The organism is Arthrobacter parietis (assembly GCF_039530425.1).
GTDB classification, from domain to species: domain Bacteria; phylum Actinomycetota; class Actinomycetes; order Actinomycetales; family Micrococcaceae; genus Arthrobacter_D; species Arthrobacter_D parietis.
Window position 1 is genome coordinate 45,248 of sequence record NZ_BAAAON010000010.1, and the last position, 26,141, is coordinate 71,388.

Annotated in this window: 26 protein-coding genes; 12 read left to right on the top strand and 14 right to left on the bottom strand. The window is 65.7% G+C overall.

The window, feature by feature from the left end; translation table 11 throughout:
- Nucleotides 1-53: 53 nt before the first annotated feature.
- Nucleotides 54-797, bottom strand: coding sequence for a DUF2306 domain-containing protein (locus ABFX19_RS14905; protein ID WP_346028792.1), 744 nt, complete (start codon nt 795-797; stop codon nt 54-56).
- A 209-nt stretch (nt 798-1,006) separates the two neighbouring features.
- Here ABFX19_RS14905 and ABFX19_RS14910 point away from each other — a divergent pair, with 209 nt between their 5' ends.
- The 6 genes from ABFX19_RS14910 to ABFX19_RS14935 all read left to right on the top strand — a co-directional run bounded on the left by ABFX19_RS14910 (nt 1,007) and on the right by ABFX19_RS14935 (nt 4,561).
- Nucleotides 1,007-1,333, top strand: a complete 327-nt coding sequence (locus ABFX19_RS14910; RefSeq protein ID WP_346028917.1) for a YciI family protein — start codon at nt 1,007-1,009, stop codon at nt 1,331-1,333.
- A 29-nt stretch (nt 1,334-1,362) separates the two neighbouring features.
- Nucleotides 1,363-2,694: an RNA polymerase sigma factor gene (locus ABFX19_RS14915; protein ID WP_346028793.1), complete on the top strand. Its 1,332-nt coding sequence runs from the start codon at nt 1,363-1,365 to the stop codon at nt 2,692-2,694.
- Nucleotides 2,691-3,029, top strand: a complete 339-nt coding sequence (locus tag ABFX19_RS14920; protein WP_346028794.1) for a YciI family protein — start codon at nt 2,691-2,693, stop codon at nt 3,027-3,029. The genes ABFX19_RS14915 and ABFX19_RS14920 overlap by 4 nt, the downstream gene beginning before the upstream one ends.
- Nucleotides 2,996-3,634, top strand: coding sequence for a hypothetical protein (locus tag ABFX19_RS14925; protein ID WP_346028795.1), 639 nt, complete (start codon nt 2,996-2,998; stop codon nt 3,632-3,634). Before ABFX19_RS14920 ends, ABFX19_RS14925 begins: the two co-directional genes overlap by 34 nt.
- 67 nt (nt 3,635-3,701) lie before the next feature.
- Nucleotides 3,702-4,181, top strand: coding sequence for a mycothiol transferase (locus ABFX19_RS14930; protein ID WP_346028796.1), 480 nt, complete (start codon nt 3,702-3,704; stop codon nt 4,179-4,181).
- A gap of 26 nt (nt 4,182-4,207) precedes the next feature.
- Entirely contained in the window at nt 4,208-4,561 is a 354-nt protein-coding gene (locus ABFX19_RS14935; protein WP_346028797.1) for a YciI family protein, read from the top strand.
- On the opposite strand, the gene ABFX19_RS14940 is transcribed toward ABFX19_RS14935, so the two are convergent.
- Nucleotides 4,558-5,232, bottom strand: coding sequence for a TetR/AcrR family transcriptional regulator (locus ABFX19_RS14940; protein ID WP_346028798.1), 675 nt, complete (start codon nt 5,230-5,232; stop codon nt 4,558-4,560). The genes ABFX19_RS14935 and ABFX19_RS14940 overlap by 4 nt on opposite strands.
- A gap of 122 nt (nt 5,233-5,354) precedes the next feature.
- Here ABFX19_RS14940 and ABFX19_RS14945 point away from each other — a divergent pair, with 122 nt between their 5' ends.
- Together ABFX19_RS14945 and ABFX19_RS14950 are read left to right on the top strand one after the other, a co-directional pair.
- Nucleotides 5,355-6,410, top strand: coding sequence for an NAD(P)-dependent alcohol dehydrogenase (locus ABFX19_RS14945; protein ID WP_346028799.1), 1,056 nt, complete (start codon nt 5,355-5,357; stop codon nt 6,408-6,410).
- 84 nt (nt 6,411-6,494) lie between these two features.
- Nucleotides 6,495-7,004 (top strand): DUF6326 family protein, encoded by a 510-nt coding sequence (locus ABFX19_RS14950; RefSeq protein ID WP_346028800.1) that lies wholly within the window; start codon nt 6,495-6,497, stop codon nt 7,002-7,004.
- Nucleotides 7,005-7,023: 19 nt separating this feature from the next.
- On the opposite strand, the gene ABFX19_RS14955 is transcribed toward ABFX19_RS14950, so the two are convergent.
- From ABFX19_RS14955 to ABFX19_RS14975, 5 genes are all read right to left on the bottom strand, one after another.
- Nucleotides 7,024-7,794: an amino acid ABC transporter ATP-binding protein gene (locus ABFX19_RS14955; RefSeq protein WP_346028801.1), complete on the bottom strand. Its 771-nt coding sequence runs from the start codon at nt 7,792-7,794 to the stop codon at nt 7,024-7,026.
- The gene (locus tag ABFX19_RS14960; RefSeq protein ID WP_428831057.1) at nt 7,781-8,446 is read right to left on the bottom strand and encodes an amino acid ABC transporter permease; all 666 of its coding nucleotides are present in this window, start codon (nt 8,444-8,446) and stop codon (nt 7,781-7,783) included. The genes ABFX19_RS14955 and ABFX19_RS14960 overlap by 14 nt, the downstream gene beginning before the upstream one ends.
- Before the next feature lie 131 nt (nt 8,447-8,577).
- Entirely contained in the window at nt 8,578-9,408 is an 831-nt protein-coding gene (locus ABFX19_RS14965; protein WP_346028802.1) for an amino acid ABC transporter substrate-binding protein, read from the bottom strand.
- 183 nt (nt 9,409-9,591) lie between these two features.
- Nucleotides 9,592-9,864 carry a hypothetical protein gene (locus tag ABFX19_RS14970; RefSeq protein ID WP_277359852.1) on the bottom strand — a complete coding sequence of 91 codons (273 nt, stop codon included), beginning with the start codon at nt 9,862-9,864 and terminating at the stop codon, nt 9,592-9,594.
- A gap of 95 nt (nt 9,865-9,959) precedes the next feature.
- Complete coding sequence (locus ABFX19_RS14975) at nt 9,960-10,556, bottom strand: LysE/ArgO family amino acid transporter (RefSeq protein WP_346028803.1); 597 nt, start codon at nt 10,554-10,556, stop codon at nt 9,960-9,962.
- A 70-nt stretch (nt 10,557-10,626) separates the two neighbouring features.
- On the opposite strand from ABFX19_RS14975, the gene ABFX19_RS14980 reads away from it, so the two are divergent.
- Entirely contained in the window at nt 10,627-11,517 is an 891-nt protein-coding gene (locus tag ABFX19_RS14980) for a LysR family transcriptional regulator ArgP (protein ID WP_346028804.1), read from the top strand.
- 80 nt (nt 11,518-11,597) lie between these two features.
- Here ABFX19_RS14980 and ABFX19_RS14985 read toward each other — a convergent pair whose 3' ends face one another.
- The 3 genes from ABFX19_RS14985 to nirB are packed head-to-tail and all read right to left on the bottom strand — an operon-like array spanning nt 11,598 to nt 16,503.
- A complete protein-coding gene (locus ABFX19_RS14985) occupies nt 11,598-12,746 on the bottom strand; it encodes a uroporphyrinogen-III synthase (protein ID WP_428831058.1) in 1,149 nt (382 codons plus the stop codon).
- Nucleotides 12,743-13,819, bottom strand: a complete 1,077-nt coding sequence (cobA, locus tag ABFX19_RS14990) for a uroporphyrinogen-III C-methyltransferase (protein ID WP_428831062.1) — start codon at nt 13,817-13,819, stop codon at nt 12,743-12,745. Before cobA ends, ABFX19_RS14985 begins: the two co-directional genes overlap by 4 nt.
- 29 nt (nt 13,820-13,848) lie before the next feature.
- Complete coding sequence (gene nirB / locus ABFX19_RS14995; protein ID WP_346028806.1) at nt 13,849-16,503, bottom strand: nitrite reductase large subunit NirB; 2,655 nt, start codon at nt 16,501-16,503, stop codon at nt 13,849-13,851.
- 270 nt (nt 16,504-16,773) lie between these two features.
- Between nirB and nirD the strand changes: the two genes are divergently transcribed.
- The gene (gene nirD / locus ABFX19_RS15000) at nt 16,774-17,142 is read left to right on the top strand and encodes a nitrite reductase small subunit NirD (RefSeq protein WP_277359900.1); all 369 of its coding nucleotides are present in this window, start codon (nt 16,774-16,776) and stop codon (nt 17,140-17,142) included.
- Here nirD and ABFX19_RS15005 read toward each other — a convergent pair.
- Both ABFX19_RS15005 and ABFX19_RS15010 read right to left on the bottom strand, forming a co-directional pair.
- The gene (locus tag ABFX19_RS15005) at nt 17,139-18,854 is read right to left on the bottom strand and encodes a phospho-sugar mutase (protein WP_346028807.1); all 1,716 of its coding nucleotides are present in this window, start codon (nt 18,852-18,854) and stop codon (nt 17,139-17,141) included. The two genes, nirD and ABFX19_RS15005, sit on opposite strands and share 4 nt — an antisense overlap.
- Nucleotides 18,855-18,856: 2 nt before the next feature.
- Nucleotides 18,857-19,669 (bottom strand): purine-nucleoside phosphorylase, encoded by an 813-nt coding sequence (locus tag ABFX19_RS15010; RefSeq protein ID WP_346028808.1) that lies wholly within the window; start codon nt 19,667-19,669, stop codon nt 18,857-18,859.
- A gap of 127 nt (nt 19,670-19,796) precedes the next feature.
- Here ABFX19_RS15010 and ABFX19_RS15015 point away from each other — a divergent pair, with 127 nt between their 5' ends.
- Nucleotides 19,797-21,194 carry an NAD(P)H-quinone dehydrogenase gene (locus ABFX19_RS15015; RefSeq protein WP_277359827.1) on the top strand — a complete coding sequence of 466 codons (1,398 nt, stop codon included), beginning with the start codon at nt 19,797-19,799 and terminating at the stop codon, nt 21,192-21,194.
- Between the two features lie 227 nt (nt 21,195-21,421).
- Nucleotides 21,422-22,246 carry a DUF559 domain-containing protein gene (locus tag ABFX19_RS15020; protein WP_346028809.1) on the top strand — a complete coding sequence of 275 codons (825 nt, stop codon included), beginning with the start codon at nt 21,422-21,424 and terminating at the stop codon, nt 22,244-22,246.
- Between the two features lie 115 nt (nt 22,247-22,361).
- Here the strand turns inward: ABFX19_RS15020 and ABFX19_RS15025 are convergent, their stop codons facing one another.
- A complete protein-coding gene (locus tag ABFX19_RS15025; protein WP_346028810.1) occupies nt 22,362-23,942 on the bottom strand; it encodes an FAD-dependent oxidoreductase in 1,581 nt (526 codons plus the stop codon).
- Nucleotides 23,939-26,140 carry a molybdopterin oxidoreductase family protein gene (locus tag ABFX19_RS15030; protein ID WP_346028811.1) on the bottom strand — a complete coding sequence of 734 codons (2,202 nt, stop codon included), beginning with the start codon at nt 26,138-26,140 and terminating at the stop codon, nt 23,939-23,941. Before ABFX19_RS15030 ends, ABFX19_RS15025 begins: the two co-directional genes overlap by 4 nt.
- Nucleotide 26,141: the final 1 nt, after the last annotated feature.

Sequence of the window (26,141 nt, forward strand, 5' to 3'; positions counted from 1 at the left end):
GGGAATGTCTAGACATTCCCACCGAATGAGCGGATCCAGTGGGATTGTCCGGACTATCCTGCTGAACGCGCGAGCTTGGCGGGATATGTCGACGCCGTCAGCCGGCGCCGGTGGATGAAGTACTCCGCGACCGCCAGGCTGAGTACCCAGGACGCTCCGATCAGGATCGCCCGGCTCAGCTCGGTGACCGGGCCGATCAGAAGGATCCAGGGGATCGTCACCACCACGATGGTCCCCTGGGAGATGCCGATCGCGTAGGCGCGGGTCATCCACTCGCTGTGCCTGACGTAATTGTGGCGGCGCACCGCAAGCAGGCCGAGGATGATGCTCACCACCATGGCAGTTCCGAAGACCAACCGGAGCACGAGGAGAAGCACGCCGTCGAGCGGCGGTAGGTCGTAGAAGATCGCCATCCACAGTCCCGACAAGGCAGCGAGCAGGCCGGTCGGCACCAGGATCCGCCCGGAGATGCGATGCCAACTCGGTCTGCCGCGTTTGCCGCTGCGTAGCGAGGGGATGAATTGGAAGGCTCCGAGCAGCAGGTACAGGGTGACGGTTGGGATGTGAATCAGCACAGGCAGCGGGGCATCGAAGAAGCGTGCGTTCTCGGGTGTCACTTCGCCGCCGGCCAGTTCACCCAGGCGAACTGTTCCCGCGAGCACCGGGACCAGGCTGAGGATAATCAGGGCAACCGGCACGAGCCAGCGTGCCCAGTGCATTCTGGCGGGTTTGGAATCAGGTGGGCGCGTCGCTTCGGCGCTTAACGCGGGTGGTGCGGTCTTTCGGGAGGCTTTCACGGTGATCCTTCGCTTGGCGGCGGAAAAGATTGGCTGCCCAGCCAGACCAAGGTACCGCACCCTGTTCGAAAAAGAACCGCCTTGGTTACTTCTTATGGATTGCCCGGTTGCGGCAGTGTGGAAAGATTCTTTTCGCCAGGTGTCCTTTTAGCGATGTCTTGTACGTCGTGCTGGTGTATCAACCGAAAGAAGGAGCCATCGTGGAGTACATGCTATTCATTTGTGCGGATCCTTCAGCGCCAAAATATGTGGCCGCTGAGGACAACATCGAACAGTGGGGGGCCGAAATGGATGCGCGCGGTGTCACCCGTCACGGTGACCGCTTGCGTCCCGTGGAGGACGCGACCACCGTTACGGTTCGTGGAGGCGAAGTAGTGGTTTCCGACGGACCGTTCGCCGAAACCAAGGAATGGATTGCGGGCTACGACATCATCGCCTGCACCGATCTCGACGAGGCCATCGAGGTGGCATCGAAACATCCCATGGCGCGCTTCGGCAAGATCGAAATCAGGCCGGTGTGGCCGCTCGGGGAGTAGGCGTTCGGCCCATCTCGAATACTGAAGTGGTGACCGGGCAGGTGGAGGTGCAGACCGCTATCGAGATGGCCTCCGCCGCCGAAACCGCGCGAATCACCGCAGCCCTCATCCGCATCACGGGCGACTGGAGCCTTGCCGAGGATTGTCTTCAGGATGCGTTCGCGCGAGCGCTTGTCGATTGGCCGGTGCGTGGCATTCCCACAAACCGCGGGGCCTGGCTAACCACCGTCGCCAAGAATCGCGCGATCGATCGTTTGCGCAGTGCTGCCAGTGAAAAAAGGGTGATGCGCGAACTCGCGATCCTCACTGAACTCGAAGAGTTGCCGGAGGAGCCCGGCACAGACTCTGCTGCCGACGACGACCGGTTGCGTCTGATTTACACCTGTTGCCACCCGGCACTGCCGCTCGATGCCAGGGTCGCGCTGACCCTGCGTACGGTCGCCGGTCTCACCACAGGTGAGATTGCGCGCGCGTTCCTCGTCTCGGAAGCGACCATGTCGAAGCGACTCGTCCGGGCCCGCGCCAAGATCCGGAACTCGGGAATTCCGTATCGTGTGCCGCCACCGGAACTGATCTCCGAACGCACTGCCGGCATCCTGGCCGTGCTCTACCTCATGTTCAACGAAGGCTATTCGGCCACTGGAGACAGTACGTTGATCCGCGAGCCTCTTGTCCGGGAAGCGATACGCCTGACGCGGCTCCTGATTTCCTTACTCAACGGTTCCCCTCAAGAGCCGGAGGCGTTGGGCCTCCTGGCGCTGATGCTGTTCCATCATGCCCGGAGAGGGACGCGAACAGACGCAGCGGGTGACTTGGTGACGCTGGAGGAGCAGGATCGCAGTTCGTGGGACAGGGCTGCGATTGCGGAGGCTATGGCGCTGCTGGCGGATGCCGAGCAATTGGGTATCTCACGCCGTTCCCAGCCCGGGACCTACAGTCTCCAAGCCGCCATCGCTGCCTGCCACATGACCGCCCCCGACGCCGGCAGCACGGACTTCGGACGGGTGGCCGCGTTGTATGACCACCTGGGCCAGATTGCACCGTCGCCGGTCATCGAGCTCAACCGTGCCGTCGCCGTCGCCATGTCCCAAGGGCCGGAGGCCGGTCTGGCGCTCATTGCGCCGCTGGAGCGGGCACGAGCTCTTGACGGGTACTACCTCCTGCCCGCAGCGAAAGCTGACCTTCTGCGGCGTCTCGGCAGAAGGACGGAGGCCCACAGCGAATATCAGCGGGCACAGGAACTAGCGCCATCGGAGGTCGAGCGCCGCTACCTCGGCAAGCGCCTCGCGGAAACAGCCCCGGGCCCCTCATCCGCAGTCAACCAGAACAAGTGCCCGAAACCGGGCGAAGGAGAAGAATGAAACACCTGCTGCTGATTCCGAACAACCCTGACACCTGGAAGACAATCGACCCGGCCGAGATCGATGCGATCATGCAGGCCCACACCTCGTTGCAACAGGAGCTGCTGGCCTCCGGAGAGTTCGTGGAGGCCAATGAGCTGAGCGAGGAGGCGAAGTTCGTCACATCGAACGGCGGCAAGTACACCGTGACGGACGGTCCGTTCATTGAAACCAAGGAATTCATGGCCGGGTACTACATCGTCGATTGTGTAGACATGGAACGCGCCGTCGAAATCGCCGGACAGCTCGGAGAGGCAAAACGATGGCCGATCGAGATACGCCGAATCAACTCATAGCTCAGCGGTTCGTTGTGGAGCGTCTCGTTCCCGTCATCGCTTTCTGCGGCCTTTCCGCTGTTGTGCTCCTCGCGCTGAGCTGGGGTGGCCTGATATTTGTGATCGGTGATGTTGTTGTCCCCGCATGGGTAATCAGCGCCGTCTTCTGCGTCATGTCACTTGTGTTTGCGCTCTTCGATCGGCGAAGCCGCGTCAAGCTCCAGAGGAAGCAGGAAGGCAGTGGCAGCTTGCGCAAGAGCCGGCCGCGAGTCTTCACTGCCCACGTACTTACAACCCTGGGCGTCGCAGGTTGTGTACTCGCCATTGTGTGGGACGTAGCGTATAGCGTTACGTACACGGTGTTGACGCCGGCGGGGTCGGACGGATGTCAGGCAGTTGTTCGAGAGGCATCATTTCTCATGGCAGGTGGTGGGGAAATTTACGCAGTGCACAGTGCAGGCATTGGATGGCGCAGCGGTTCCTGGACAGCTGACGACGGCGTTCGTCCGATCGAGGCCGGGCAGTACGAGTTGTCCTGGGGCACAACTGGAACGCTCGTCGTCCGGGGCGATGGGAATGATCCTGTCTGGCCCGCTGTGCACGATGTCCGGTGCTTCGAAATCTGAATGCATTTCTTCACACGTTAGGAGTGCTGACTATGGCTGAACCACTCTTCGGTTGCGAGCCTCAGGCATGAGTGACGAGCTACTGCTTACGCAACTGGCCAGCGAACGCGATCATGTGCTGAACGCCGTGAAAGGGCTGACCGAGGCCGAGATGAGTAGAACGCTCGTCCCGTCAGGATGGACCGTCACGCGATTGCTGAACCATCTCGCTTTCGACGACGAGATGTTTTGGATCTCGGCCGTTCTTGGCGGGGACCCCGAGGCGATTTCAGCCCTCCACAACGGATGGGCATCCCGGCCCATGACCGGCGCCGAAGCGGTCAGAATTTACAAGCACGAGATCCGGCGAAGCAACAGAATCCTGGCGAGAGTCGACCTGAATGAACCGCCACGCTGGTGGCCCCCGGCCAGCGAGTTCGCCGCCCCACCCATGCTCGAGGGGCGCGAAGTCGCCTTTCGGGTGCTGTCAGAGACATCCACGCACGCAGGTCACCTCGACGTCGTGCGTGAGCTAATCGACGGGCATCAAAATCTCGTCGTAAATTAATCCACCGCCACGAAAGGACCACCACAGTGCCGCAGTTCGCAATCCTCATCTACGCAGACGAGTCCCTCCATGCTGTCGACGCAGCGGAGGCCGAACTCGAAGAGAATGACCGGCATGCGGAGGACCTTTCAGCGTCCGGCACCATGTCGCTCGCTTATGCCCTGACCCCTCGAGCTAGTGCGGTGTCCATCCGGCGGGACGGCACAAGCCCTGGACCGTTTGTTCAAGCCGACCAGTTCGTGGCCGGGTTCTACGTCATCGAAGCTCCGGATCTCGACGCCGCTATGGCAATTGCCCGCGTGAACCCGGCGGTCCGCACTGCCACCGGGGGCGTCGAAGTCCGCCCTGTACACAGCGGGGGCATCACCGCCGATAGCTAGGCGGATTCTCGTAGGGGTTCGAGGGCGGCCAGGATGAGGTCGAGGCCGAAAATGAACTCCTCCGCCGGGTCGTAGCCGGCAGCGACGAGCGCCGCGGCGGACTCGTTGAGGTAGGGGAACTCGTCGGGAGGAAGCTGGGGCAGGTACACCTCTTCGCCCATATCCGCGAATTCCTCAGCGGTGTCGAACGGCAGGCTGGCTTCCTGCAAAGCGAAACCGTAGACATAACTGTCGAGCAGCCAGTTGGCATGGGTCGCCATCAGGACCGGGAAGCCGGCCCTCCGCAGACAGGCGGTGACCGCTTCGTGGTGGCGTAGGTTCGCGGGCCCCGGCGATGTCCGTGACTCCAGCAGGCCGATAGCCCACGGGTGCCGTGCGAGAACCTGTCGGGTGGATACGGCCCGCTGTCGCATCGCGGACTGCCAGTCGGTCTCCACGGGCGCGAGCTCGATCTCCCCGAATACGACGTCGATCATGGCATCCAGCAACTCCTCCTTGCTTGCCACGTAGTGATAGAGCGACATCGCGCCCGCGCCGAGCGCGCCAGCCAGCCGGCGCATGCTCAGTCCGTCGACCCCCTCGCGGTCGGCAAGCCGCATCGCCTCGGCTACCACCCGTTGCTTGCTCAGCCCCGCGCCTGACGTGACCTCACTTTGCTTTTTCGCAGACATCGATCTCCTTGCTCTCTCAAAGGTCTTGACAATAGTACACAGTACGATCACTCTATACGTACAGCGTACGTCGTACGGTGTACGGGCCGCGAGGGTCGCCGCTCGGACGTGAGGAGGCTTGTGTGGGAATCGAACAGCAATCCAAGGGTGGACCAAGCCCGGTGCCGGGGGTAGACCCGGGCGGAGCAGCGACAATGCGGGCCGCCGTCCAGCACCGCTACGGGCCGCCGTCAGTCCTCGAAGTATCCGAGGTCGGGGTGCCGCTGCCCGGTCGAGGCGATGTGTTCGTCCACGTGGGTGCAGCGTCGATACATCCTGGCGACTACTTCGCCATGACCGGGAAACCGTACCTGGTGCGCCTGGCGTTCGGGCTACGCCGGCCGCGCCACGGCACCCCTGGTATGGACCTAGCCGGCGTGGTGGAAGCGGTCGGGAAGGAGGTCACCACTCTCCGCCCCGGCGACAAGGTGTTCGGCTGGAGCGCGGCTGGAGCGCTCGCTGAGTACGCCTGCGTTCCGGCGAAGAACCTTGTTCCCATGCCTGCCAACCTGTCGGTTGTGGAGGCGGCAGCGGTGCCCACCTCGGCCATGACGGCGTTGCAGGCATTGCGCGACATCGCGCACGTCCAGCCGGGCCATACGGTGCTGGTCACGGGCGCGTCGGGCGGCGTGGGCTCCTTCGCCGTACAGATCGCCAAGGCGTTGGGCGCCGAGGTGACGGGTGTGTGCAGCACCCGCAACGTTGAACTGGTGCGGTCGCTCGGCGTCGACCACGTCGTTGACTACACGAGCACCGACTTCACGAGCACCGATTCAACCCGCACGGGGAAGCGCTACGACGTCATCTTCGACAACGTGGAAGCCCACCCCCTGGCCGCTGTCCGTGAAGCGCTGACACCTACCGGCACCCTTATCCCCAACAGCGGACGCGGCGGCCGCTGGCTCGGCCCCATCGCTCGGATTGTCAAAGCGCGCGTGCTGTCCGGCTTCACCCGTCAGCACTTGAGGCCTTTTACATCGCTCGGGAAGCGCCAGGACCTGCTCACCCTGGCTGATCTGCTCGCGGCCGGGCAGGTCACGCCCGTCATCGACCGTACCTACCCCCTCGACGAAGCTGCCGACGCCCTCCGCTACGTCGGGGCCGGCCACACCCAAGGGAAGGTCGTGATCACCGTCTGAGAACCGGACCGACTCAGCCCGTATGTATCACTCCCAGGCCTGCCGCCACTTTGGCGGACCGACCACCCCTCACGAAAGAAACCGATGACCATCCGAACGAACACCCCGAAACTGTCCGATAACCCTCCAGTCCCCGTCCAGGCCAAGCTCGCGGCCGCCTGGACCAGCTTGATGTTCTTCGTCATCTACATCGACTACTTCCACCTCTATAAGCCCGGCGCCATCGACCAGATCCGGGGTGGCGAAATCTATGAGTTCGACATCAGCGGGTTCTTGTTGACCATTTTCGTTGTGGTCATAGGGATCCCGGCCCTGATGATCCTGCTCTCCATGACCCTGTCAGCCCGGATGAACCGCGCCACGAACCTCATCGTGGCATCCCTCTACATCCCCGTGATGGTGTTCAACGCGGCCTCGACGGACTGGGAATGGGCCTCCTTCTACGCCTTGTCCATCGGAATCGAGGTGCTGATCCTGGCCTTCATCCTGCGCTCCGCCTGGACCTGGACCCGCATCCCCGCCGTCCCAGCCGGTCCCGCAACGGACTCCGAAATGACTCAGCGGTCTCGAGATACGAGGACCAACACAGTATGAGTACGCCGAAGGACGTCCCCTAGAACGGGTGCAGCAGCCGATGCACGAACCGCCGGGTCCGTTCCTCCCGGGGATCGCGCAACACCGTCTCAGGCGGGCCGTGCTCAACCACCACGCCGCCGTCCATGAAAACCACTTCGGTGGCCACCTCGCGAGCAAAGGCAAGCTCATGCGTGACAAGCACCATGGTCCAGCCCTCGTCAGCCAGCTCCTTGATGACGGAGAGGACCTCGCCCACCAGTTCGGGGTCCAGGGCCGAGGTGGGCTCGTCGAACAGCAGCAGCGTGGGCCTCAGCGCGAGCGCGCGGACAATGCCCACGCGCTGCTGCTGACCGCCGGACAGCTCGTGCGGGTACTGGTCCTTCTTCTCCGCGAGGCCTACGCGGCCCAACAGTTCCTCTGCCTCTCGAATAGCCTCCGCCTTGGGCCGGCGCTGCACCTGCACCGGGCCTTCGATGACGTTTTCGAGCACCGTCTTGTGCGGGAAGAGGTTGTAGTGCTGGAACACCATGGCGCTGCGGTCCCGCAGCGCTGCGAGCTCCCGCTTCGATGCGCCTGATCCGAAGTTGACCACGGGGCCGCCGTCGAAAGTGATGCGGCCGGCGTCGGGAATTTCCAGTCCGTTAAGGGAACGCAGAACCGTGGTCTTGCCGGATCCGGAGGGCCCGACCAACGCCACCACGCCGCCCTGGGCAACCGACAGGTCAATGGAGCGCAGCACCTCGTTGTCCCCAAAGGATTTCCGGAGTCCCTCGACTTTCAATACCGGCTCAGGATTAGTGGGCGACATAACGGTCCAGCCTCTTCTCGATTCGTGATTGTCCAGCCGAAAGGACCAGACAGAAGACCCAGTACACGGCCGCGGCCTCAACATAAATCAGCATGAACTGCTGGCTGAACGCGGCGATTTCCTGGGCCTGGCGGAACAGCTCGGTCACCAGGATTACTGATGCCAGTGAGCTGTCCTTCACCAGCGAAATGAACGTATTGGACAGCGGCGGCACGGATACCCGGGCTGCCTGCGGCAGGATGATGCGCCGCAGGGCCAGCGTGCGGGACATGCCGATGGTGTGCCCGGCTTCCCACTGGCCGCGCGGCACGGAGAGGATGGCTGCACGGATGATCTCGGCAGCGTAACCGCCCACGTTGAGGGAGAACGCGATGATGGCGCTTGGCCAGGGCGGAATGGTGAGGCCGATCGACGGCAAGCCGTAGAAGATCACGAACAACTGCACCAGCAGGGGAGTGCCGCGGATCACGGAAACGTAAGCTCTGCCGATCCCGGAGGCGATCCGGTTGTTGCTGAGCCGCATGAGCGCCACCAGCAACGCCAGGATGAGTCCCAGGGCCATCGACGCCAGCGACAGGGGAATGGTGCCCTTCAGGCCGCCTTCGATGAGTGGCCAGAGCGAGGTCAGGGCCAGATCCCAGTCGATGTCCATAAGCTCCTACGCTATCCCAGTGGCTGATCGTGATTTCTGCATGAAAACGCACATACAAACGGCGGGCACCGCGGAGGCTGCGTGCCTCGCGACCGGTGCCCGCCGTCGTCGTACTGGTTACTCTGCGCTGATTACTCGGCGCTGACGTCCTCACCGAAGTACTTCTCGGAGAGCTCGGCCAGCGTGCCCTCTTCGCGGAGCTCGGCGAGGGCCTCATTCACGGCCTCAACCAGCTCGTCGCTGCCCTGGCGGAAAGCCAGCGCGCTGCGGGACTGCTCGTCGGTCTCCGCGACCACCTTGATGTTCTCGTTGGGGGTGGACTTCTGGTAGTCGAGGAAGGTGAGCTCGTCATTGATGGTGGCGTCAACGCGGCCCTGCTCCAGCAGGGTCACCGACTGCGCCCAACCCTCAACAGCCTCAACCTGCGCGCCGCTTTCCTCCGCCAGCTCGTACCAGTTGCTGGTGAGTGACTGCGCCGTGGTCTTGCCTGCGAGGTCCTTGAAGGAGCTGATTTCGCTGTTGTCAGCCGAGGTCACAATGACGCCGTTGCTGTAGGTGTAGGGCTCGGAGAAGGCGTAGGCTTCCTCGCGCTCCGGGGTGATGGAGACCTGGTTTGCGATGACGTCGAAGCGGCCCGCCTCGAGTCCGGCGAAGATGGCGTCCCACTGGGTCTCTTCGAACTCTGCTTCAACGCCGAGCTTCTCGGCGACGGCGGTGATGACCTCGACGTCGTAGCCGGTCAGCTCGCCGGCGCCGCCCTCGTGGTAGGTGAAGGGCTTGTAGGTGCCCTCGGTCCCAACGGTCAGCACGCCGGACTCCTGGATCTCAGCGAGCGTGGTGCCGCCGGCGGACTCGGTGGCCGCGCCCGTGGCGGTGTCGGAGGAAGCAGATGAACCGCAACCGGCAACCGCAAAGAGGATGGCGGTAGCGGCGCCGAGCAGCGGAAGACGGCGAGAAATCATGGAGGTATCCTTTGACGCTTGAACGGAAAGCTTGGACTGCCCGGGTACGGGAGCTATCCATTCCAGCAGTCGACGGGGCGTCCTTATTCCCCCGCGTAACAGTGCGTAACATAGCGCTGAGGCGGTCAGGGCAAGCAAAAAGGGGCCCGCCTCTGCGGACCCCTCCTCACCAAATACGCGGCGTTAGGCCTTACGGTCGCCCTTTGCCATCCGGTAGCCGGAATCTGAACGGCCCATGATGGTCTGCGGAATCCAGAACGCAAGGAAGAAAAGTGTGAGGCACACCGCAAACGGCCACACATTGGTGCGCTCGAAAAATGACAGCACATAGATGGACGCGGCGAAGAGAATAAACATCACCACGAAAGCAACAGCGGCGGTCAGGCCGTGGCCCTCGCCGGAGTGCTCGGGGCGCTTGTTGTTCTTGTCGCGGGTTGTGCCTACCGGGTGTGCCATGAGTCTCCTCGATCTGATGCGTGGCCTGTCTGCCTCAACTCTAGCGCCCGAGGCAAGTTTCCGCGGGCCGGTGCGGACGTGGCTGAGCGCCGGCCTCAGCCCACGATCAGCTTGACCGCAAGCGCCAACATCACCACGCCGATGACCACGTCCACCACCCGCCAGGTTCGCGGACTCTTCAACACACCCGAGAGCCCCCGGGCACCGAAACCGAGGGCGCAGAACCAGATAATGCTCCCGACGACGGCGCCGGCCGCGAACACCCACCGGGTCCCCTCTCCCTGCTGGTTGGCCAGGCTTCCAAGCAGGACGACGGTGTCCAGGTAGACATGCGGATTGAGATAGGTCAGCGCGAGAGTGGTGGCAACCACCGACCCGCGGCTCCGCGGCGCTTCCGCTGTCAGGGCCGCCGGCTTCAGCGCCGAGCGGAAGGAGCGGACGGCGAACCAGGTCAGGTATACAGCGCCGCCCCACCTGAGGATGTCGAGGATGGCAGGGAACTGCGAGACCAGCGCGCCGATCCCCGCAGTGCCTCCGAGGATGAGCGCCGCATCGCTGACAATGCACAGCGCCACCACCACTCCCACGTGTTCCCGCCGGATGCCCTGCCGCAGTACGAATGCGTTCTGCGCGCCGATGGCGATGATCAGGGCAAGGCCCGTCAGCAGGCCGGTGCCCCAGATGCTCAACATGGGATCAACGCTATTCAGCGGGAGCAGTGTAGACAAACGATAGATTCTGCGCATGCATTAGGTTTGCTTCATGCAGTTCGAACAGTTGCGGGCTCTTGCGGCCATCATCGACGAGGAGTCCTTCGAGGCCGCCGCAGACACTCTTCGCATCACGCCCTCCGCGGTCAGCCAGCGCATCAAGGCACTGGAAGCCTCGGTAGGCCAGATTGTGGTGCGCAGGGGCATACCCTGCACTCCGACTGATGCGGGTTCGGTGCTGCTCCGCATGGCTCGACAGGTGCAGATCATCGAGGCTGAGACCCGTTCTGCCCTTGGCCACGGTGAAGCAACCCGAACTGTCACCCGGGTTGCAGTCAACGCGGATTCGCTGGCCACCTGGTTTGTCCCCGTCCTGGGCGAGGCTGCCGGCTGGACGGACACCACGCTGGACCTGCGCGTGGAAGACCAGGACCACAGCAGCAGGCTCCTCCGGCAGGGCGACGTCATCGGCGCCATCACCTCGGATCCCGCCCCGGTGAACGGGTGCCGGGCTGAGTTGCTTGGGTACATGCGGTACCTGCCCGTGGCCACGACTGCGCTGCGGAGCCGCTTCATGAACGACGACGGCATCGACTTCACCCGCATGCCGGTCCTGCAGTTCAATGCGAAGGATGACCTGCAGCAGCGCTTTTTGCTGTCCCACGGCGTCACTCAGCCTCCGCCCCGACACCTCATCCCGTCGTCGGAAGCGTTCCTCGCGGCACTCCGGGCGGGCCTGGGCTGGGGAATGATTCCCGAGCTGCAACTCGAATCGGACCTCGATCTCGGGGCCCTGGTGCTACTGGAGAAGGACGCGCACGTTGATGTGCCGCTCCATTGGCAAACGTGGACGCTGAATTCGGAGCGGCTGAACCGCATGACGGAGGCCGTCCGCGAGGCGAGTCACCGACTGCGTTCTGGAACTTTCGCGCAGATCCGGTGAGCTGACGGCGTCCGGATCCCGCCGTACCTGCGCAAAAGTTCCGGTTCGCGACCCGGTGGCCAGAGGTCTCATGGGTGTAGTCAGAGCTGCAGGCGGTACCCGCGCTTGATGACCGTCGCCACCAGAGACGCCTCGGGCAGCGTCTTCCGGAGCCGGCTGATGGTCATGTCCAGCGCGTGTTCCCCGGCACCGTCTCCGAGCACCCCGGCCAACTGCTCCCGCGACAGCACCGCACCATTGGCCTCGACCAGCGCTCGGAAGAGGCTCATCGGCGCAGGTGCCAACTCGACAGGATTCCCGTCAATCCGCAGGTTCTTCCCACGCAGCTCGATCAGCCCGTAACGGCTCGGGTACTGCAGCACGCGATGCTGGCCCAGGTACTCACCCACGAGGCGGATCAGCGCCCCCATCCGGAACCGTTCCGGAATCAGCGGCGACACTCCCGCCTCCACCAGCGGCTGCGCAGTCACCGGCCCGACGACGGCGGCCGCCACCGGCCCACGAAGCGCCGCCAGGAACGCGTCCCGGCAGCCCATTTCGGACGCTGTGCTCAGCACGGCGTCGACGGCCGGAGCGCTGGTGAACGTCACAACATCCAGCCCGCCGTTGCAGACGGCCTCAATGAGCCGGGGCAACTGATTCGCGCCGGCGGGCTTTACCCAGCGGTACGGGGTTGCGGTCAGAACGTCGGCGCCTGCCCGCCGCAGCCGGTCGAGCTGCCGATAATCGGTGTAGCCGTGGAGTTGGACGGCGACGGTCTTTCCTCGCAGCTCCAGTCCGAGCATCATGTTCACCAGCGACGCCGTGGTCTCATCAGCGCTGATGCCGGCGTCCGTCAGCCCGGCCGCCCGCACGGCACCGCGTGCTTTGGGCCCACGGACGTAAATCTTTGACTCACCGAGCACGGCCAGCAACGCTTCCCCGACTCCCGCGGCGTCCGCAGCCTCCGACCAGCGGCGTAGCCCGTACGCCGTGGTGATCACGGCGTAGTCCGGCCGAGCTGCAATGATCTGCTGCGTGTCCTCGACGAGCGGCAGGTCAGCTGCCACGGGAGCGATCTTGAGCGCCGGCGCGTGCATCACCGTAGCGCCGCGCCGCTCCAGCGCGTCAATGAGGTCAGCCGAACGCCGATCGGACGTCACGCCGATTCGGAATCCGGCGAGGGAGCCCTCAACCGGTAGATCCGGTGCTTCCGGCGACGGCGTCGATGAGGGCGCTGTCACCGTCACGATGCTCCCAGCGGCTGCGCCAGAACGTGCTCAAGCGTGGCGGAAAAGTCCCGGTGCTGACGCACCACCTCACCGATCACGACGACGGCGGGAGACGCGCAGCGCGCCCGCCCCGCCGCTGTGACGGCGTCACCCAGGGTGGTGACGGTGGTCCGCTGCTCGGGGCTGTAGCCTTTTTCGACGATGGCGACGGGCACGCTCGAAGCCAGTCCGGCCTTGCGCAGGCCGGACGTCAGCTGCGGAAGCGTCCCGATTCCCATCAGCACCACGATAGTGCCGCCGAGCTTCGCCAGCGCCTCAAACTCGGTATCAATGAGCGGTTGATGACCTGAGATGACGGTGAACGCATGAGCCACCCCTCGATAGGTGACGGGTATGCCCGCGGCCGCCGGAACGGCAATGGAGCTGCTGATCCCCGGCACGGTGGTCACCGGGATGCCCTCCGCCAGGCAGGTGTTGACCTCTTCGCCGCCCCGCCCGAAGACAAACGGATCGCCGCCCTTGAGCCGCACCACGTGCTTGCCCTCGCGCGCCTTGGCGACCATGAGCTTCTCGATCTCCGCCTGACTGACCGGGTGGTGGCCTGGGGTCTTCCCGACGTCGATCAGCTCTGCACCCGGGGCCAGCTGCGGCAGCGTCCGGTACGGTCCCAGTCGGTCATAGAGCACGACGTCGGCCTCCCGCAGCGCCTGCTTCGCCCGCACGGTCAGGAGGTCCTCCACACCTGGCCCGCCGCCGATCAGGGTGACCCTCCCGCCCGTCGTGGCGGGTTCCTCGGAAGCGGTGAGGATCCGGCGCTCGCGGCAGGCCGCACGCAGCGGTTCCCAATCCTGCTCACCGAGGGGAGCGCCGCCGGCTCCGGAATAGCCTGGCATCGTCCTGTCCGCAGTAGCGCCGTCCATCACTACCGCAAGGCTCACTGCGTCCAGCAGCCGCGGCTGGAACTGGGCCGGCGTCGCGATGCGGCGGACTGTCGCTCCACCGGCGGTGTAGCGGCGCACCGTGTGGCGGGCCGCCGTCGTCGTGCCTGCGATAAGGACGGTCAGTCCTGCGCAGTCGAGGGTGAGTTCGATGCCGTTGACGTTGATTCCAGCAGCGGTGCTCATTCTGCTGCCTCCAGCGTCTCCATTGCTTCCAGCGACCCCGGTCTCTGCGGCAGTGCGGCGCGGACCGGGATCCCGGCACCCAGCAGCACCGGCCCGGTACCGGCCTGCGCGGCTGCACGTTCCTCGTCGGTGGCGGGTCGGATCTGGCCCCGTTCGGGAACATTGGCGATCCAGTCGTCCTTCTCATGCGGGGCGTTGACAAAGGAGCGGAAGCGGCGCAGGCGCTCGGGGTCCTTGAGGGTGGCGGCCCACTCGTCCTCGTAGTTGTCGATGTGGCGGGCCATGGCGGTTTCGAGGTCGTCGGCGATGCCGAGGGAATCGTGGATGATGACGTCTTCGACGTGCTTGAGGCCGCCGTCGAGCTCTGCCTGCCACGCCGCGGTGCGTTGCAGCCGGTCGGCGGTGCGGATGTAGTACATGAGGTAGCGGTCGATGTAGCGGATGAGGGTGTCGTCGTCGAGGTCCTTGGCGAGCAGCTGCGCGTGGGCGGGCGTCGCGCCGCCGTTGCCGCCGACGTACAGGTTCCAGCCGTCCGAGGTGGCGATGATGCCGACATCCTTGCCGCGGGCCTCGGCACACTCGCGGGCACAGCCCGAGACGCCGAACTTCAGCTTGTGCGGGCTGCGCAGGCCCCGGTAGCGCAGCTCCAGGTTGATGGCCATGGCCACCGAGTCCTGGACGCCGAACCGGCACCACGTCGAGCCGACACAGGACTTCACGGTCCGCAGGCTCTTGCCGTACGCCTGGCCGGACTCAAAGCCGGCCTCGACGAGGATCTTCCAGATCTCGGGGAGTTCCTCGAGCCGGGCACCGAACAGGTCGATGCGCTGGCCGCCGGTGATTTTGGTGTACAGGTTGAAGTCCTGGGCCACCCTGGCGATGACACCCAGCTTCTCCGGGGTGATCTCGCCGCCGGGGATGCGCGGGACCACTGAGTAGGTGCCGTTCTTCTGCATGTTGGCCAGCGCGCGGTCGTTGGTGTCCTGCAGGATGCCGCGGCCGCCGTCGAGCACGTACTCGGCGCGCTGCGAGGCGAGGATGGAGCCGATGACGGGCTTGCAGATGTCGCAGCCGAGGAGCCCTGATTCGGGGACACCGAAGCGTTCGATGATGCCTTCGAAGCTGTCGAGCTCCAGCACCCGGACGGCTTCGAACAGCTCCGGGCGGGACATGGTGAAGTGCTCGCAGAGTGCCTTCGAGACCTCGATACCGCTCTTCTTCAGCTCGCCCTCGAGGAGCTTCTTGAGCATCGGCACACAGGATCCGCAGCCGGTGCCGGCCTTGGTGCAGCCCTTCAGCGGGCTGAGTTCCCGGACCGGTGCGGAACCCTCGCAGGTGCCGCAGCCGTTGACGGCGTCGCGGATGGAGCCGGCGGAGACGTTGTTGCAGGAGCAGAGAATGGCGTCGTCGGGCAGCTCGGTGTCCGGGGCCTCACCTGCGCCGGCAGCGGAGAGGTAGGCGCCCGGCTCGGCGCTGAGCTCGCGTCCCAGCAGCGGGCGGAGTGCCGTGTAGGGGGAGGCGTCGCCCACGAAGATGCCGCCGAGGAGGGTCTTGGCATCATCGGTGACCACGAGCTTCTGATAGAGGCCGCGAGCGGGATCCGCATACACGATTTCGAGGCTGTGCTCGGTCTTCGCGAAGGCGTCACCGAAGCTGGCAACCTCCACGCCGGAGAGCTTGAGCTTGGTGGCGGTGTCAAAGCCGGGGAAGGTTGCGGTGCCGCCGTGCAGCCGGTCAGCGACGATCTCCGCCATGGTGTTCGCCGGCGCCACGAGGCCGAGGCACATGCCCTCGAAGCAGGCCACCTCGCCGATGGCCCAGATGCTCGGATCCTCGGTGGCGCAGGCGTCGTCGATCACCACGCCGCCGCGCTGGCCCATGGTCATTCCGGCGTCGCGGGGGAGCTCATCGCGGGCGCGGACACCGACCGCGACGACCACGAGGTCAGCCGGGATCCGGCGGCCGTCGGCCATGTCGACCCCGGTCATCCGACCGTCCTCCAGCACAAAGCCGGCGGGGAAGACGCCCCCGTGCACGGTCAGCCCCTTGGCGGTGATCAGCCGGTCGAGGGCCTGCCCGGCGCCCTGGTCCAGCTGGGTATTCATGAGCCAGGGAGCTCCGTTGATGACGGCGGCGTTGGCGCCGAGGGACTGCATGCCGCCCGCCGCTTCAAGGCCCAGCAGACCTCCACCGATGACGACGGCGTCGATAGTCCGCCCATACTCCTCCGTCAGGCGGGCGACTTCCGCGCGGAGGGTACGGACGTCATCGACTGTTCGGTAGACATGCGCGGATTCCATGCCGGGAAGCGGTAGCCGGGCAGCGTTGGAGCCGGTGGCGAGAACCAGTTGGTCATAGGGGTACACCTCGCCGGCCTCGGTGGTGACCGTGCGGGCTTCCCGGTCCAGCGACACCGCACGGGAGCCGGTTGCGAGGGTGACGGCCGGGTGGTGCCACATGGTTGGCTCGCCGAGGGTGAGGTCGACGTCGTCGAGCAGTGCCTGGCTGAGGGCAACGCGGTCATACGGCAGCCAGGTCTCCTCGGTGAGGACGGTGACGCAGAACCCGTCCAGCCCACGGGAGACCATGGCCTCGACGAAGCGGTGGGCAGCCGGGCCGCCGCCGACGACGAGGATCTGTTGGAAGTTCATGAGGGGTACCTTTCGCCGCTTTGCAGCTTCCGAACTCAGCCGGTTGCCGCACTTAGGTACCGAGCGTACGGACGCCCAATTGCCCCGCGATTTCGCTTATGTAAACGAAGATTAACTTCACACTCACCGGTGACAGGCGGCTTGGTGAGGTGCGTTTTACGCAGCCGCAACACTTCGGGCGGGAGCGCGTAACGCGGCGTTCCTAGCGTCGGATGCAGGCTCAGTTAACCAGTAATCGCAACTGATCAAACAATCCGAACGGGGAGACTCATGACTCTGCAACTCGATCACACACCGACGCTCGCTGCTTTCGAGGACGGCACCTGGTATCCCATCTGCCGGCTTGAGGACCTCGAGCTGTGCTGGGGAGAAGCTGCGCTGATCCACGGCCGTCAGGTGGCGCTGTTCCGGGTGGATTCAGCGACGGTGTTCGCCGTTTCGCACCGCGACCCGGTCAGCGGCTCACAGGTCATGGCACGCGGAATTGTCGGCTCACGCGGGCAGAGGTTCACCATCACCTCGCCCCTGCACAAGGAGGTCTACTTCCTGGATTCCGGCGTTCCCGCAGCGGGATCCGGGACGGCCCTGCGAAGCTTCCCGACGCGGGTGATCAGCGGAATGGTGGAAGTGCTCGTCTAGAGCCCTAGCGCTTCCTCAACATCGCGGATCACGGCATCGAGCCGGGTCCGCGCTGTTGCTTTCGCGTCCGCTACCTCTGCTGCGGAATCCACCGGTTCAATGACCTCCAGGTAGCACTTGAGCTTGGGCTCGGTGCCGCTGGGGCGGATGATCACGCGGGTGTCGTCCCGGGTGACGTAGAGCAGCCCGTCGGTGGGCGGCAGATGGACGCCTTCAGCCAGGTCCTCCTCGACCACCACATCTGAACCCGCAAACGACGACGGCGGCGCCTCGCGAAGGCGGTTCATCATGGCTCCCAGCAGCCCCAGGCTGCCTACCCGTACTGACAGTTGGTCGCTGGCGTGCAGCCCGTGGACGAGTGCCAGTTCGTCGAGGATGTCGAAGAGGGTCTTGCCCTCGGCTTTGCAGGCAGCGGCGAACTCGGCCAGCAGCAGGGCTGCGGACAGGCCGTCCTTGTCCCGTACCAGTTCCGGTGCCACGCAGTAGCCGAGTGCTTCCTCGTAGCCGTAGGTGATGTCCGGAACGCGGGAGATCCACTTGAAGCCCGTGAGCGTTTGGGCGTGGCTGATGCCGGAGGCGTCCGCGATCCTGCCGAGCAGTCGCGAGGAGACGACCGAGTTGGCGAAGACGGCGCCGTGCTTTGCATCGTCCGCGAGCCGGGCCGCCACGTGGAGGCCGAGCAGCGCGCCCGTTTCATCCCCGCGCAGCATCCGCCATTCACCTGTCGCAGGGTCCTTGGCCGCGGCGGCAACGCGGTCGGCGTCGGGATCATTGGCCAGCACAAGGTCGGCGTCCTGATCAGCCGCAGCGGCCAGCGCCAGGTCGAGCGCACCGGGCTCCTCGGGGTTGGGGAAGTCGACCGTGGGGAACGTGGGGTCCGGTTCTGCCTGTTCCTCGACGACATACACGGTGTCGAACCCGGCGGAGGCGAGGACGCTCTGCGCGGTCCGCCCGCCCACTCCATGTAGAGGCGTGAGCACGATCGACAGGTCGCGGGACGGGTACGCCTCCCGGTCCGCGAGGGCAAGAACGGAAGCAACGTAATCCGTCTCAATGCTTTCGGGGAGGACGTTCCAGCCCGGCGCCAGTTGAATATCGCCAGCGGCTGCAATCTGCTCGGCGATCTGCGCGTCATGCGGGGCGACAATCTGCACGCCGCGCGCAGTCTCCTCCACCGCACGGCCGCCGAGGTACACCTTGTACCCGTTGTCCTGCGGCGGGTTGTGGCTCGCCGTCACCATCACACCGACCTCGCACTCAAGTGCACGGACCGCGTAGGCGAGCACCGGCGTCGGCAGTTCAGAGGGCATGAGGAAGGTTTCGAGGCCGGCCGCAGTGAAGATCGCTGCAGTTTCCTCCGCGAAGATGCGCGAGTTGCGGCGTGCATCAAAGCCGACGACGGCGCGCGGCGAGTAGGCGCCTTTCGCCAGGTTGAGCGCGTGGGCGGCCACTCCCGCCGCGGCACTGCGCACGACGACCCGGTTCATCCGGTTGGGACCGGGGCCCAGCGCGGCACGCAGGCCGGCCGTGCCGAAGAGCAGCGGTCCGCTAAAGGCGTCCTCAAGCTGCTGCAGGGCAGCGGCCTGGCCGGCGTCGTCGTCGTTCCGGGCTCGGGCGAGGAGGTCTTCCAGTTCGGCGCGGGTCTCGGGATCCGGGTCCTGGGCGGCCCATTCGCGGGCGGCGGTGAAGAGGTCGGTGGAGGATGGCTGCATGTCTAGAGCCTGCCGATGATGTCGGCGAGGAGCCGGGAGATGCGCGGGCCTGCTGCCTGCCCGGCTTCGAGAACCTCGGCGTGGCTGAGCGGGATGGGGCTGATGCCGGCGGCCAGGTTGGTGACCAGGGACATGCCGAAGACCTCCATGCCTGCGTGGCGGGCGGCGATGGCCTCGAGTGCCGTGGACATGCCGACGAGGTCCGCGCCGATCCGCTTGGCGTACTGGACCTCGGCGGGGGTCTCGTAGTGCGGGCCGGTGAACTGTGCGTAGACGCCCTCGTCCAGGGTGGGGTCAACTTCCCGGGCCAGGTTGCGCAGGCGTGGGGAGTAGAGGTCGGTGAGGTCCACGAACGTGGCGCCCTCGAGCGGGGAGGCGGCCGTGAGGTTGAGGTGGTCCCTGATGAGCACCGGTGTGCCGGGGGTCCACTGTTCCTGCAGGCCGCCGCAGCCGTTGGTGAGGACGACGGTCTTGGCGCCTGCGGCGGCGGCGGTGCGGACACCGTGGACCACTGCGCGGACACCGCGGCCCTCGTAGTAGTGGGTACGGGCGCCGAGTACGAGCGCGCGCTTGCCGGCGGGCGTGAGGATGGAGCGGACGGTGCCGACGTGGCCTTCGACCGCGGGGGCGGCGAAGCCGGGAATGTCCGTCGCCTGCAGGGTGTGCGTGGTTTCGCCGATCAGCTCGGCGGCCTCACCCCAGCCCGAGCCCAGCACCAGGGCAATGTCATGGGACGCTACCGACGTCTGGCGGGCAATGTAGTCCGCGGCATCGCGGGCAAGGGCAAACGGGTCCGTCGAGGATTGGTCAATCACCGGTCCAACCTACCGGTCGAGCGCGTGTTGTTCCACCCGTCCGGGGCTTCGGCGCGGTGATTCGGGCGGGTGCGTGGCGCCGTCGGGCTGTTTGAGGGCTGGTGCCTGATAGGACAGAATGGCAGGTGTGACGAGTCAACTGGATTTCAGCGCCCTCCGTATCGCAATCCTCGGGGGTGGTCCGGGCGGCTATGAGGCGGCCATGGTCGCTGCCTCGCTGGGTGCGAAGGTCACCATCGTTGAGCAGAACGGGCTTGGCGGCTCAGCGGTGCTCACCGACGTCGTTCCTTCCAAGACACTCATTGCCACGGCGGACACCATGGCGCGCGTGGCGAATGCCCACAGCCTTGGCGTGAAATTCGCTGATGCCTCCTCGGCGTACGCCGACTTCACCCAAGTGAACCAGCGGCTGCTTGACCTGGCCGTGGACCAGTCCAAGGACATTTCGGCGGCGCTGGAGCGGGCCGGCGTCACCATCATCATCGGCACCGGGAAGCTGCTGGACAACCACCGGCTCGAAGTTGAAACGGACGCCGGCACCAGCATTGTGGAGGCCGACGCGATCCTCCTGGCCCTCGGCGCCCATCCGCGCGAGCTTCCCACCGCTGTTCCCGATGGTGAGCGGATCTTCAACTGGAAGCAGGTCTACAACCTCACCGAGGTCCCGGAACACCTGATCGTGATCGGCTCAGGCGTGACCGGCGCGGAGTTCGCTTCCGCCTATCACGGGCTCGGCGCTGAAGTGACGCTGATTTCCAGCCGCGACCGCGTGCTTCCGGGTGAGGACGCCGACGCCGCCGAGGTGCTGGAGGGCGTCTTCCGGTCCAGCGGGATGACCGTGCTGTCGAAGTCCCGCGCCGAGGGCGTGGAGCGGGTAGGGGACGGCGTCCGGGTCACGCTGTCCGACGGACGAACGGTTGACGGCAGCCACTGCCTCGTTGCCGTCGGTGCCATTCCCAATACCGCAGGGATCGGGCTCGAGGAAGCGGGCGTTGCCCTGACCGAGTCGGGGCACATCAAGGTGGACGGCGTCTCGCGTACCACCGCGCCGAATGTGTACGCATCGGGTGACTGCACGGGCGTGCTGGCGCTCGCCTCGGTGGCCGCGATGCAGGGGCGGATCGCCATGGCGCACCTGATGGGGGATGCGGTGTCACCGCTCAAGCTCAAGACCGTCGCCTCCAACATCTTCACGGCTCCGGAGATCGCCTCCGTGGGTGTTTCGGAAGCCGACGTCGAGTCCGGCCAGTACCAGGGCGACATCTTCAAGCTCTCACTCAGCACCAACGCCCGCGCCAAGATGCTGAACGTCAAGGACGGGTTTGTGAAGATCATTGCGCGGAAGGGTTCGGGGACGGTGATCGGCGGCGTTGTGGTTGCTCCGCGTGCGTCTGAGCTGATCTTCCCGCTGGCGCTCGCCGTCACCAAGAAGCTGCACGTGGATGATGTGGCCAACACGTTCACCGTGTACCCGTCGCTGACCGGGTCCATCTCGGAGGCCGCGCGCCGCCTGCACGTCCACTGATCCCTCTGATTCGCGCCCGCGGGCCGGATCCCCCAGGTTCTCCCGTCGTCGTCGTTGTTTTGGCGGCGTGTCGTCGTGCGACACGCGGGTTGGGGCTCAGTAGGTGGGGGATCCGGCCCGCCTGCGGGGAGTCGACCGTCCCTGCACAAGCCGCGATATGCGGGCATTTTGTTCACATCGTCGTTGTTCCTCCGCAGGCTGACGTGGGCGCACGTGAGCATGGGATCGTGGATGCAGTTGAGCTGTTGCGGAGCGTCGGGTCGGTAGCGCGAACCCAGACACTTCGGGACCGCGGGTTGAGTAAGCGGCAGATCGCAAACGCCGTGGCGCGCGGTGAGATGATGCGGCTGCGGAAGGGGGTCTTGGCTTTGCCCGGAGCCTCTGACGATTTCAAGGCCGCGCTCATCAACAACGGGCTGCTGACCTGTGCATCGGCCTCGCGGCACTACGGTCTCTGGCTACTGAACCCGCATAGTCGCCTCCACCTTAGTTGTCTGCATGGCCATGGACGGGGTTTCGCAAACCATCGTGAGCGCTCCGTTCCCCCGCATGAGTACCTGCCGCTCGTCGGAGTGGTCGACGTACTGATTCATGCTCTGCATTGCCTTCCACCGGTGGAAGCTGCTGTCATGGTGGAGTCTTCCCTCAGGCGGAGCGACACCGTGAAGCCCTTCCTGCTTGAACGACTTCAGGGAGACCGAAATGGAAAGGCTCGTTCCGCACTCGAGCTGGTGACAGGCTGCGCCGACTCGGCGCTTGAGGTCGTTGCCAGAATCCTGTTTCGCAACGCCGGATTCCATGTCGAAACCCAGGTGCCCATCAACGGAGTCGGCCGCGTTGACTTCCTGCTCGAGGGTTTTCTGGTGGTGGAAGTCGACGGCGCTGCCTACCATTCCGACCGCAGGGCGCTGCGCCGCGACCTGCATCGCAACAACACTACGATCGCCGGCGGCTACCTCGTACTGCGCTACAGCTACGAGGACATCATGTTCAACCAGGAAGCCGTTCTCGAGCAGGTACGCGCTGTGCTTTCCGGCCGGGTAATCCGGTGAAAGGCGGGCCGGATTCCCCAGGTCCCGGCGTCGTCGTCGTTGTTTTGGCGGCGTGTCAGGGCGGGACACGCGGTTTGAGGCTTTGTACCCGGGGAAAGTGGGCCGGGCCAGGGCGTCAGACGGACGCGGGCTGTTGGAAGTGCTGCTCGATGATCGTGCGGATGTCCGCGTGGCAGCCGCCGCAGCCCGTGCCCGCCCGCGTTGACGCCGACACCTCCGCCACACTCGAACAGCCGACGACGGCGGCCTGCTCGATGCTGCCCCGGCTCACCCCCGCGCACCGGCAGACAACGGACGCGGGATCCGTCACCGAAGCCGACGCCGACGATGACGCTTCCGCTCCATCCAGCCGCAGCAGGCTCGACCGGTCCGACGGCAACACCGCACCGCTCTCGAACAGCAGCACCAGCTCCGCCCCCGCACGCGGCATTCCGACACACACCAGACCCTGCAGCACTCCGTTTCGCGTGACCATTTTCGCGTAACTGCCCTGCTGCGGATCGGCCCAGAGCGCGACGGCGGTGCCGTCCTCGTGCGCGGCCCACGGGTTGGCAGAAACGTCACCCGCCACCACGGCATCCAGGCCACGAGCCTTCAACATCAGAACCGGTGGGAGAGCCGCCTCCACATAGCGGCGGGAGCCTGAAGAAGCGCCAGCCGCGCGCAGCCTGCCGCCAGCCGCGCGGTGCCCGTTGCCGGCCAGATCCGCAGCGAACGACTCCGCCAACCACTCGGCCTGCTTCCACCCCGGACCAATCAGCCCGGACGGCGCAGTGTTACCCGAGCAGTTCCCGCAGGAAGGAGAAGCACAGCGGACCTCGGCACAATCTCCGATGGCATAAACGTGCTCGTCATGATGCGCCCGCAGCGAGTGGTCCACGAGGATGCCCGACGAGACCGGAAGCCCCGCGCCCTCGGCCAACTCAACCCGGGGCCGCACTCCGCAGGACAGCACCAGCAGGTCGCCGGACACCAACCTGCCATCATCGAGCCGCAGGCCAGTGAAAGCACCACCGCCCGACTGCTCAAGACCCACGGCCTTCGCCCCGGACACCAGCCGCACGCCCTGCGAACGGAGCACGGACGCCAGAACCAGCCCGCCGCCGTCGTCAATGTTCCGCGCCAGCGGATAGTCGCCGTGGTGCACCACGGTCACCCGCGCGCCCTCCTCAGCTGCGGCGAGCGCCGCCTCAAGTCCGAGGATTCCGCCACCCAGAATCACCACATCACCCCGGCGCTCGACGACGGCGCGGAGCACACGCGCGTCAGCCAGGTCCCGCAGTGCCGTGACGCCGTCAGGCAACGCAGGGTGCAGGGGATCCGGATTCAAGCCGGCCAGGTACGGAATCACCGGGCGTGCTCCGGTTGCGAGGACCAGGCGGTCATAGGAACGGACGGTGCCGTCATCGAGCAGAACCTGGCGCCGCGCCCGGTCGATCCGCCGTACGCCGGTTCCGAGCAGCACCTCCGCCCCCAGCGAGGCGAGACGGTCAGCATCACTCAGCCCGATCGCCGAAGGGGAAGTCCGCCCCACTCCGACGTCAGCGACCAGCACACGGTTATACGCGGCGTCAGCCTCGGATCCGATCACGGTCAACTGCACGGCTTCCGAAACCACGGAAGGCTCCAGGACGTCGATGAAACGCGCCGCCACGGGCCCGAATCCCACCACCACAACGCGCTCGGAGGAACTCATACCCCCACCACCTCACTCTGCGCAGGCCGGTGCACCCGCACCAATACCTGCGTGGTCTTGAATTCGGGCATCCCGGACACCGGATCCGTCTCCGACGACGTCAGCACATTCGCGTTGCCCGTCCCAGGGAAATGGAAGGAGAGGAAGACGGAGTCGGGCCGCACGGCAGGGGAAAGCCGGGCGACAGCACGCACGATTCCCCGCTCATTGCTGACCTCAACCTCCGCACCGTCCAGGATGCCGAGGCCCGCAGCCGTTACCGGGTGGATCTGCAGCGCCTGCTCGCTGCTTGTGGAGTGGAGGTCACTCACCCGCCGGGTCTGCGCGCCGGACTGATAATGCTCCAGCAACCGCCCTGTCATCAGCGTGAGCACGCCATCTGGAGTAGAGGCAAAAGGAGCAGACGACGACGGCGCAACCGGATGCAGCACGGCCCTCCCGTCCGCGTGGGCGAACCTGTCGAGGAAGAGTCGCGGTGTTCCGCTGGAACCGGCCGGGTAGGGCCAGTAGGCGCCGGCGCCGCCGTCGTGCAGTTCCCTGCCGTGCAGTTCCCCGCGGTGCAGTTCAGCATCGTGCAGTTCCGCATCGAGCATCGCGTAGTCCACGCCGGAGTAGTCCGCGAGGCCCCCGGCGCTCGCAGCCCGCAGCTCGGTGAACACCGTTTCCGGGTCATCAGGAAACGACGACGGCGCCTCCAGCAACTCCGCCAGCCGCGCCATAATCCACAGCTCACTGCGTGCCCCCGGGGGAGGGCTCACCGCTGCACGGCGCCGCAGGATGCGTCCCTCGAGGTTGGTCATGGTGCCTTCCTCCTCCGCCCACTGCAGCACCGGCAACACCAGGTCCGCCTCCGCTGCGGTTTCGGAAAGGAAGAAGTCGCACACCACCAGGAAGTCGAGGCTGCGGAGGCCCATCAGCACGCTCGACGCGTTCGGAGCCGATACCGCCACGTTCGCGCCGTGCACAAACAGGCAGCGCACCCCGCCCGGCTGGCCAAGAGACGCCAAGAGTTCGACGGCGGGAAGTCCCGGTCCCGGAATGAGAGACTCCGGCACTCCCCAGACTCCGGCGACGTGTTTCCGGGCTGCCGGGTCGGTGATCTTCCGGTACCCGGGAAGCTGATCCGCCTTCTGCCCGTGTTCGCGTCCGCCCTGCCCGTTGCCCTGCCCGGTCAGGGTGCCGTACCCGTTTCCGGGTGTTCCCGGCAGGCCGAGCAGTAGGGCGAGGTTGATCGCGGCCGTTGCGGTGTCGGTGCCGTTGGCATGCTGCTCGACTCCGCGTCCGGTCAGGATGTACGTGCCGCCGGGCTCCGCCAGCCGATGTGCCGTCTCGCGGATGAGCCGGGCCGGGACGCCCGTGACCGAGGAAACGCGTTCGGGCCACCAGGGGGCTACGCTGCGCACGACGTCGTCGTACCCGTTGGTTCGACGGTGCACATACGGCTCATCGATCAGCCCCTCCATGATCACCACGTGCGTGATCCCGAGCAGCAGGGCGAGGTCCGTTTTCGGTGCGGGCTGCAGGTGCCGGCCGCGGCCTTCCGAGGTGAGCTCGGCGGTGGCGGACCGGCGCGGGTCAACGACGATCAGCCCGCCTGCATCCCGCGCGGCCTGCAGATGCTGCACAAACGGCGGCATCGTGTCTGCGGTGTTGGAGCCGAGCATCAAAATGGTCCTCGCTGTCCCGAGATCCGTCAGCGGGAACGGTAGGCCTCGGTCCAGACCGAACGCCCGATTGCCGGCGGCAGCCGCCGAGGACATGCAGAACCGTCCGTTGTAGTCGATCCGCGAGGTACCCAGAGCCAGGCGTGCAAACTTCCCGAGCAGGTAGGCCTTCTCGTTGGTGAGCCCACCGCCGCCGAAGACGCCCACCGCATCGGCGCCGTACCGGGCGCGGGTCGCAAGGACACGGTCACGGATGAGCCCCAGCGCACGGTCCCAGGAGATGGGGTGGTGCTCGCCGTCGTCGTTCTTCAGCAGGGGTTCGCGGAGGCGGTCCGGGTGCTTCAGCAGCTCGGCGGAGCTCCAGCCTTTCCGGCACAGGCCGCTCTGGTTGGTGGGGAAGTCCCGGCCGCTTACTTCGACCGAAGCCGAAGCCGAACTAGACGCGGCCCCCGGCCCGGACACAGTCAGCGTCATGGCGCACTGCAGCGCGCAGTAGGGGCAATGGGTGGCGGTGGCGCCTGGCGAACTGCACATG

Excerpts from the sequence above, each read along its gene's own strand:
- ABFX19_RS15025 (WP_346028810.1), bottom strand. The coding sequence starts at position 23,942 with ATGAGTTCCTCCGAGCGCGTTGTGGTGGTGGGATTCGGGCCCGTGGCG.
- ABFX19_RS14925 (WP_346028795.1), top strand. The coding sequence starts at position 2,996 with ATGGCCGATCGAGATACGCCGAATCAACTCATAGCTCAGCGGTTCGTT.
- ABFX19_RS14950 (WP_346028800.1), top strand. The coding sequence starts at position 6,495 with ATGACCATCCGAACGAACACCCCGAAACTGTCCGATAACCCTCCAGTC.
- ABFX19_RS14920 (WP_346028794.1), top strand. The coding sequence starts at position 2,691 with ATGAAACACCTGCTGCTGATTCCGAACAACCCTGACACCTGGAAGACA.
- nirD (WP_277359900.1), top strand. The coding sequence starts at position 16,774 with ATGACTCTGCAACTCGATCACACACCGACGCTCGCTGCTTTCGAGGAC.
- ABFX19_RS14940 (WP_346028798.1), bottom strand. The coding sequence starts at position 5,232 with ATGTCTGCGAAAAAGCAAAGTGAGGTCACGTCAGGCGCGGGGCTGAGC.
- nirB (WP_346028806.1), bottom strand. The coding sequence starts at position 16,503 with ATGAACTTCCAACAGATCCTCGTCGTCGGCGGCGGCCCGGCTGCCCAC.
- ABFX19_RS14955 (WP_346028801.1), bottom strand. The coding sequence starts at position 7,794 with ATGTCGCCCACTAATCCTGAGCCGGTATTGAAAGTCGAGGGACTCCGG.
- ABFX19_RS14975 (WP_346028803.1), bottom strand. The coding sequence starts at position 10,556 with ATGTTGAGCATCTGGGGCACCGGCCTGCTGACGGGCCTTGCCCTGATC.
- ABFX19_RS14970 (WP_277359852.1), bottom strand. The coding sequence starts at position 9,864 with ATGGCACACCCGGTAGGCACAACCCGCGACAAGAACAACAAGCGCCCC.
- ABFX19_RS15030 (WP_346028811.1), bottom strand. The coding sequence starts at position 26,140 with ATGTGCAGTTCGCCAGGCGCCACCGCCACCCATTGCCCCTACTGCGCG.
- ABFX19_RS14960 (WP_428831057.1), bottom strand. The coding sequence starts at position 8,446 with ATGGACATCGACTGGGATCTGGCCCTGACCTCGCTCTGGCCACTCATC.
- ABFX19_RS14930 (WP_346028796.1), top strand. The coding sequence starts at position 3,702 with ATGAGTGACGAGCTACTGCTTACGCAACTGGCCAGCGAACGCGATCAT.
- ABFX19_RS14910 (WP_346028917.1), top strand. The coding sequence starts at position 1,007 with ATGCTATTCATTTGTGCGGATCCTTCAGCGCCAAAATATGTGGCCGCT.
- ABFX19_RS14980 (WP_346028804.1), top strand. The coding sequence starts at position 10,627 with ATGCAGTTCGAACAGTTGCGGGCTCTTGCGGCCATCATCGACGAGGAG.
- ABFX19_RS14965 (WP_346028802.1), bottom strand. The coding sequence starts at position 9,408 with ATGATTTCTCGCCGTCTTCCGCTGCTCGGCGCCGCTACCGCCATCCTC.
- ABFX19_RS15005 (WP_346028807.1), bottom strand. The coding sequence starts at position 18,854 with ATGCAGCCATCCTCCACCGACCTCTTCACCGCCGCCCGCGAATGGGCC.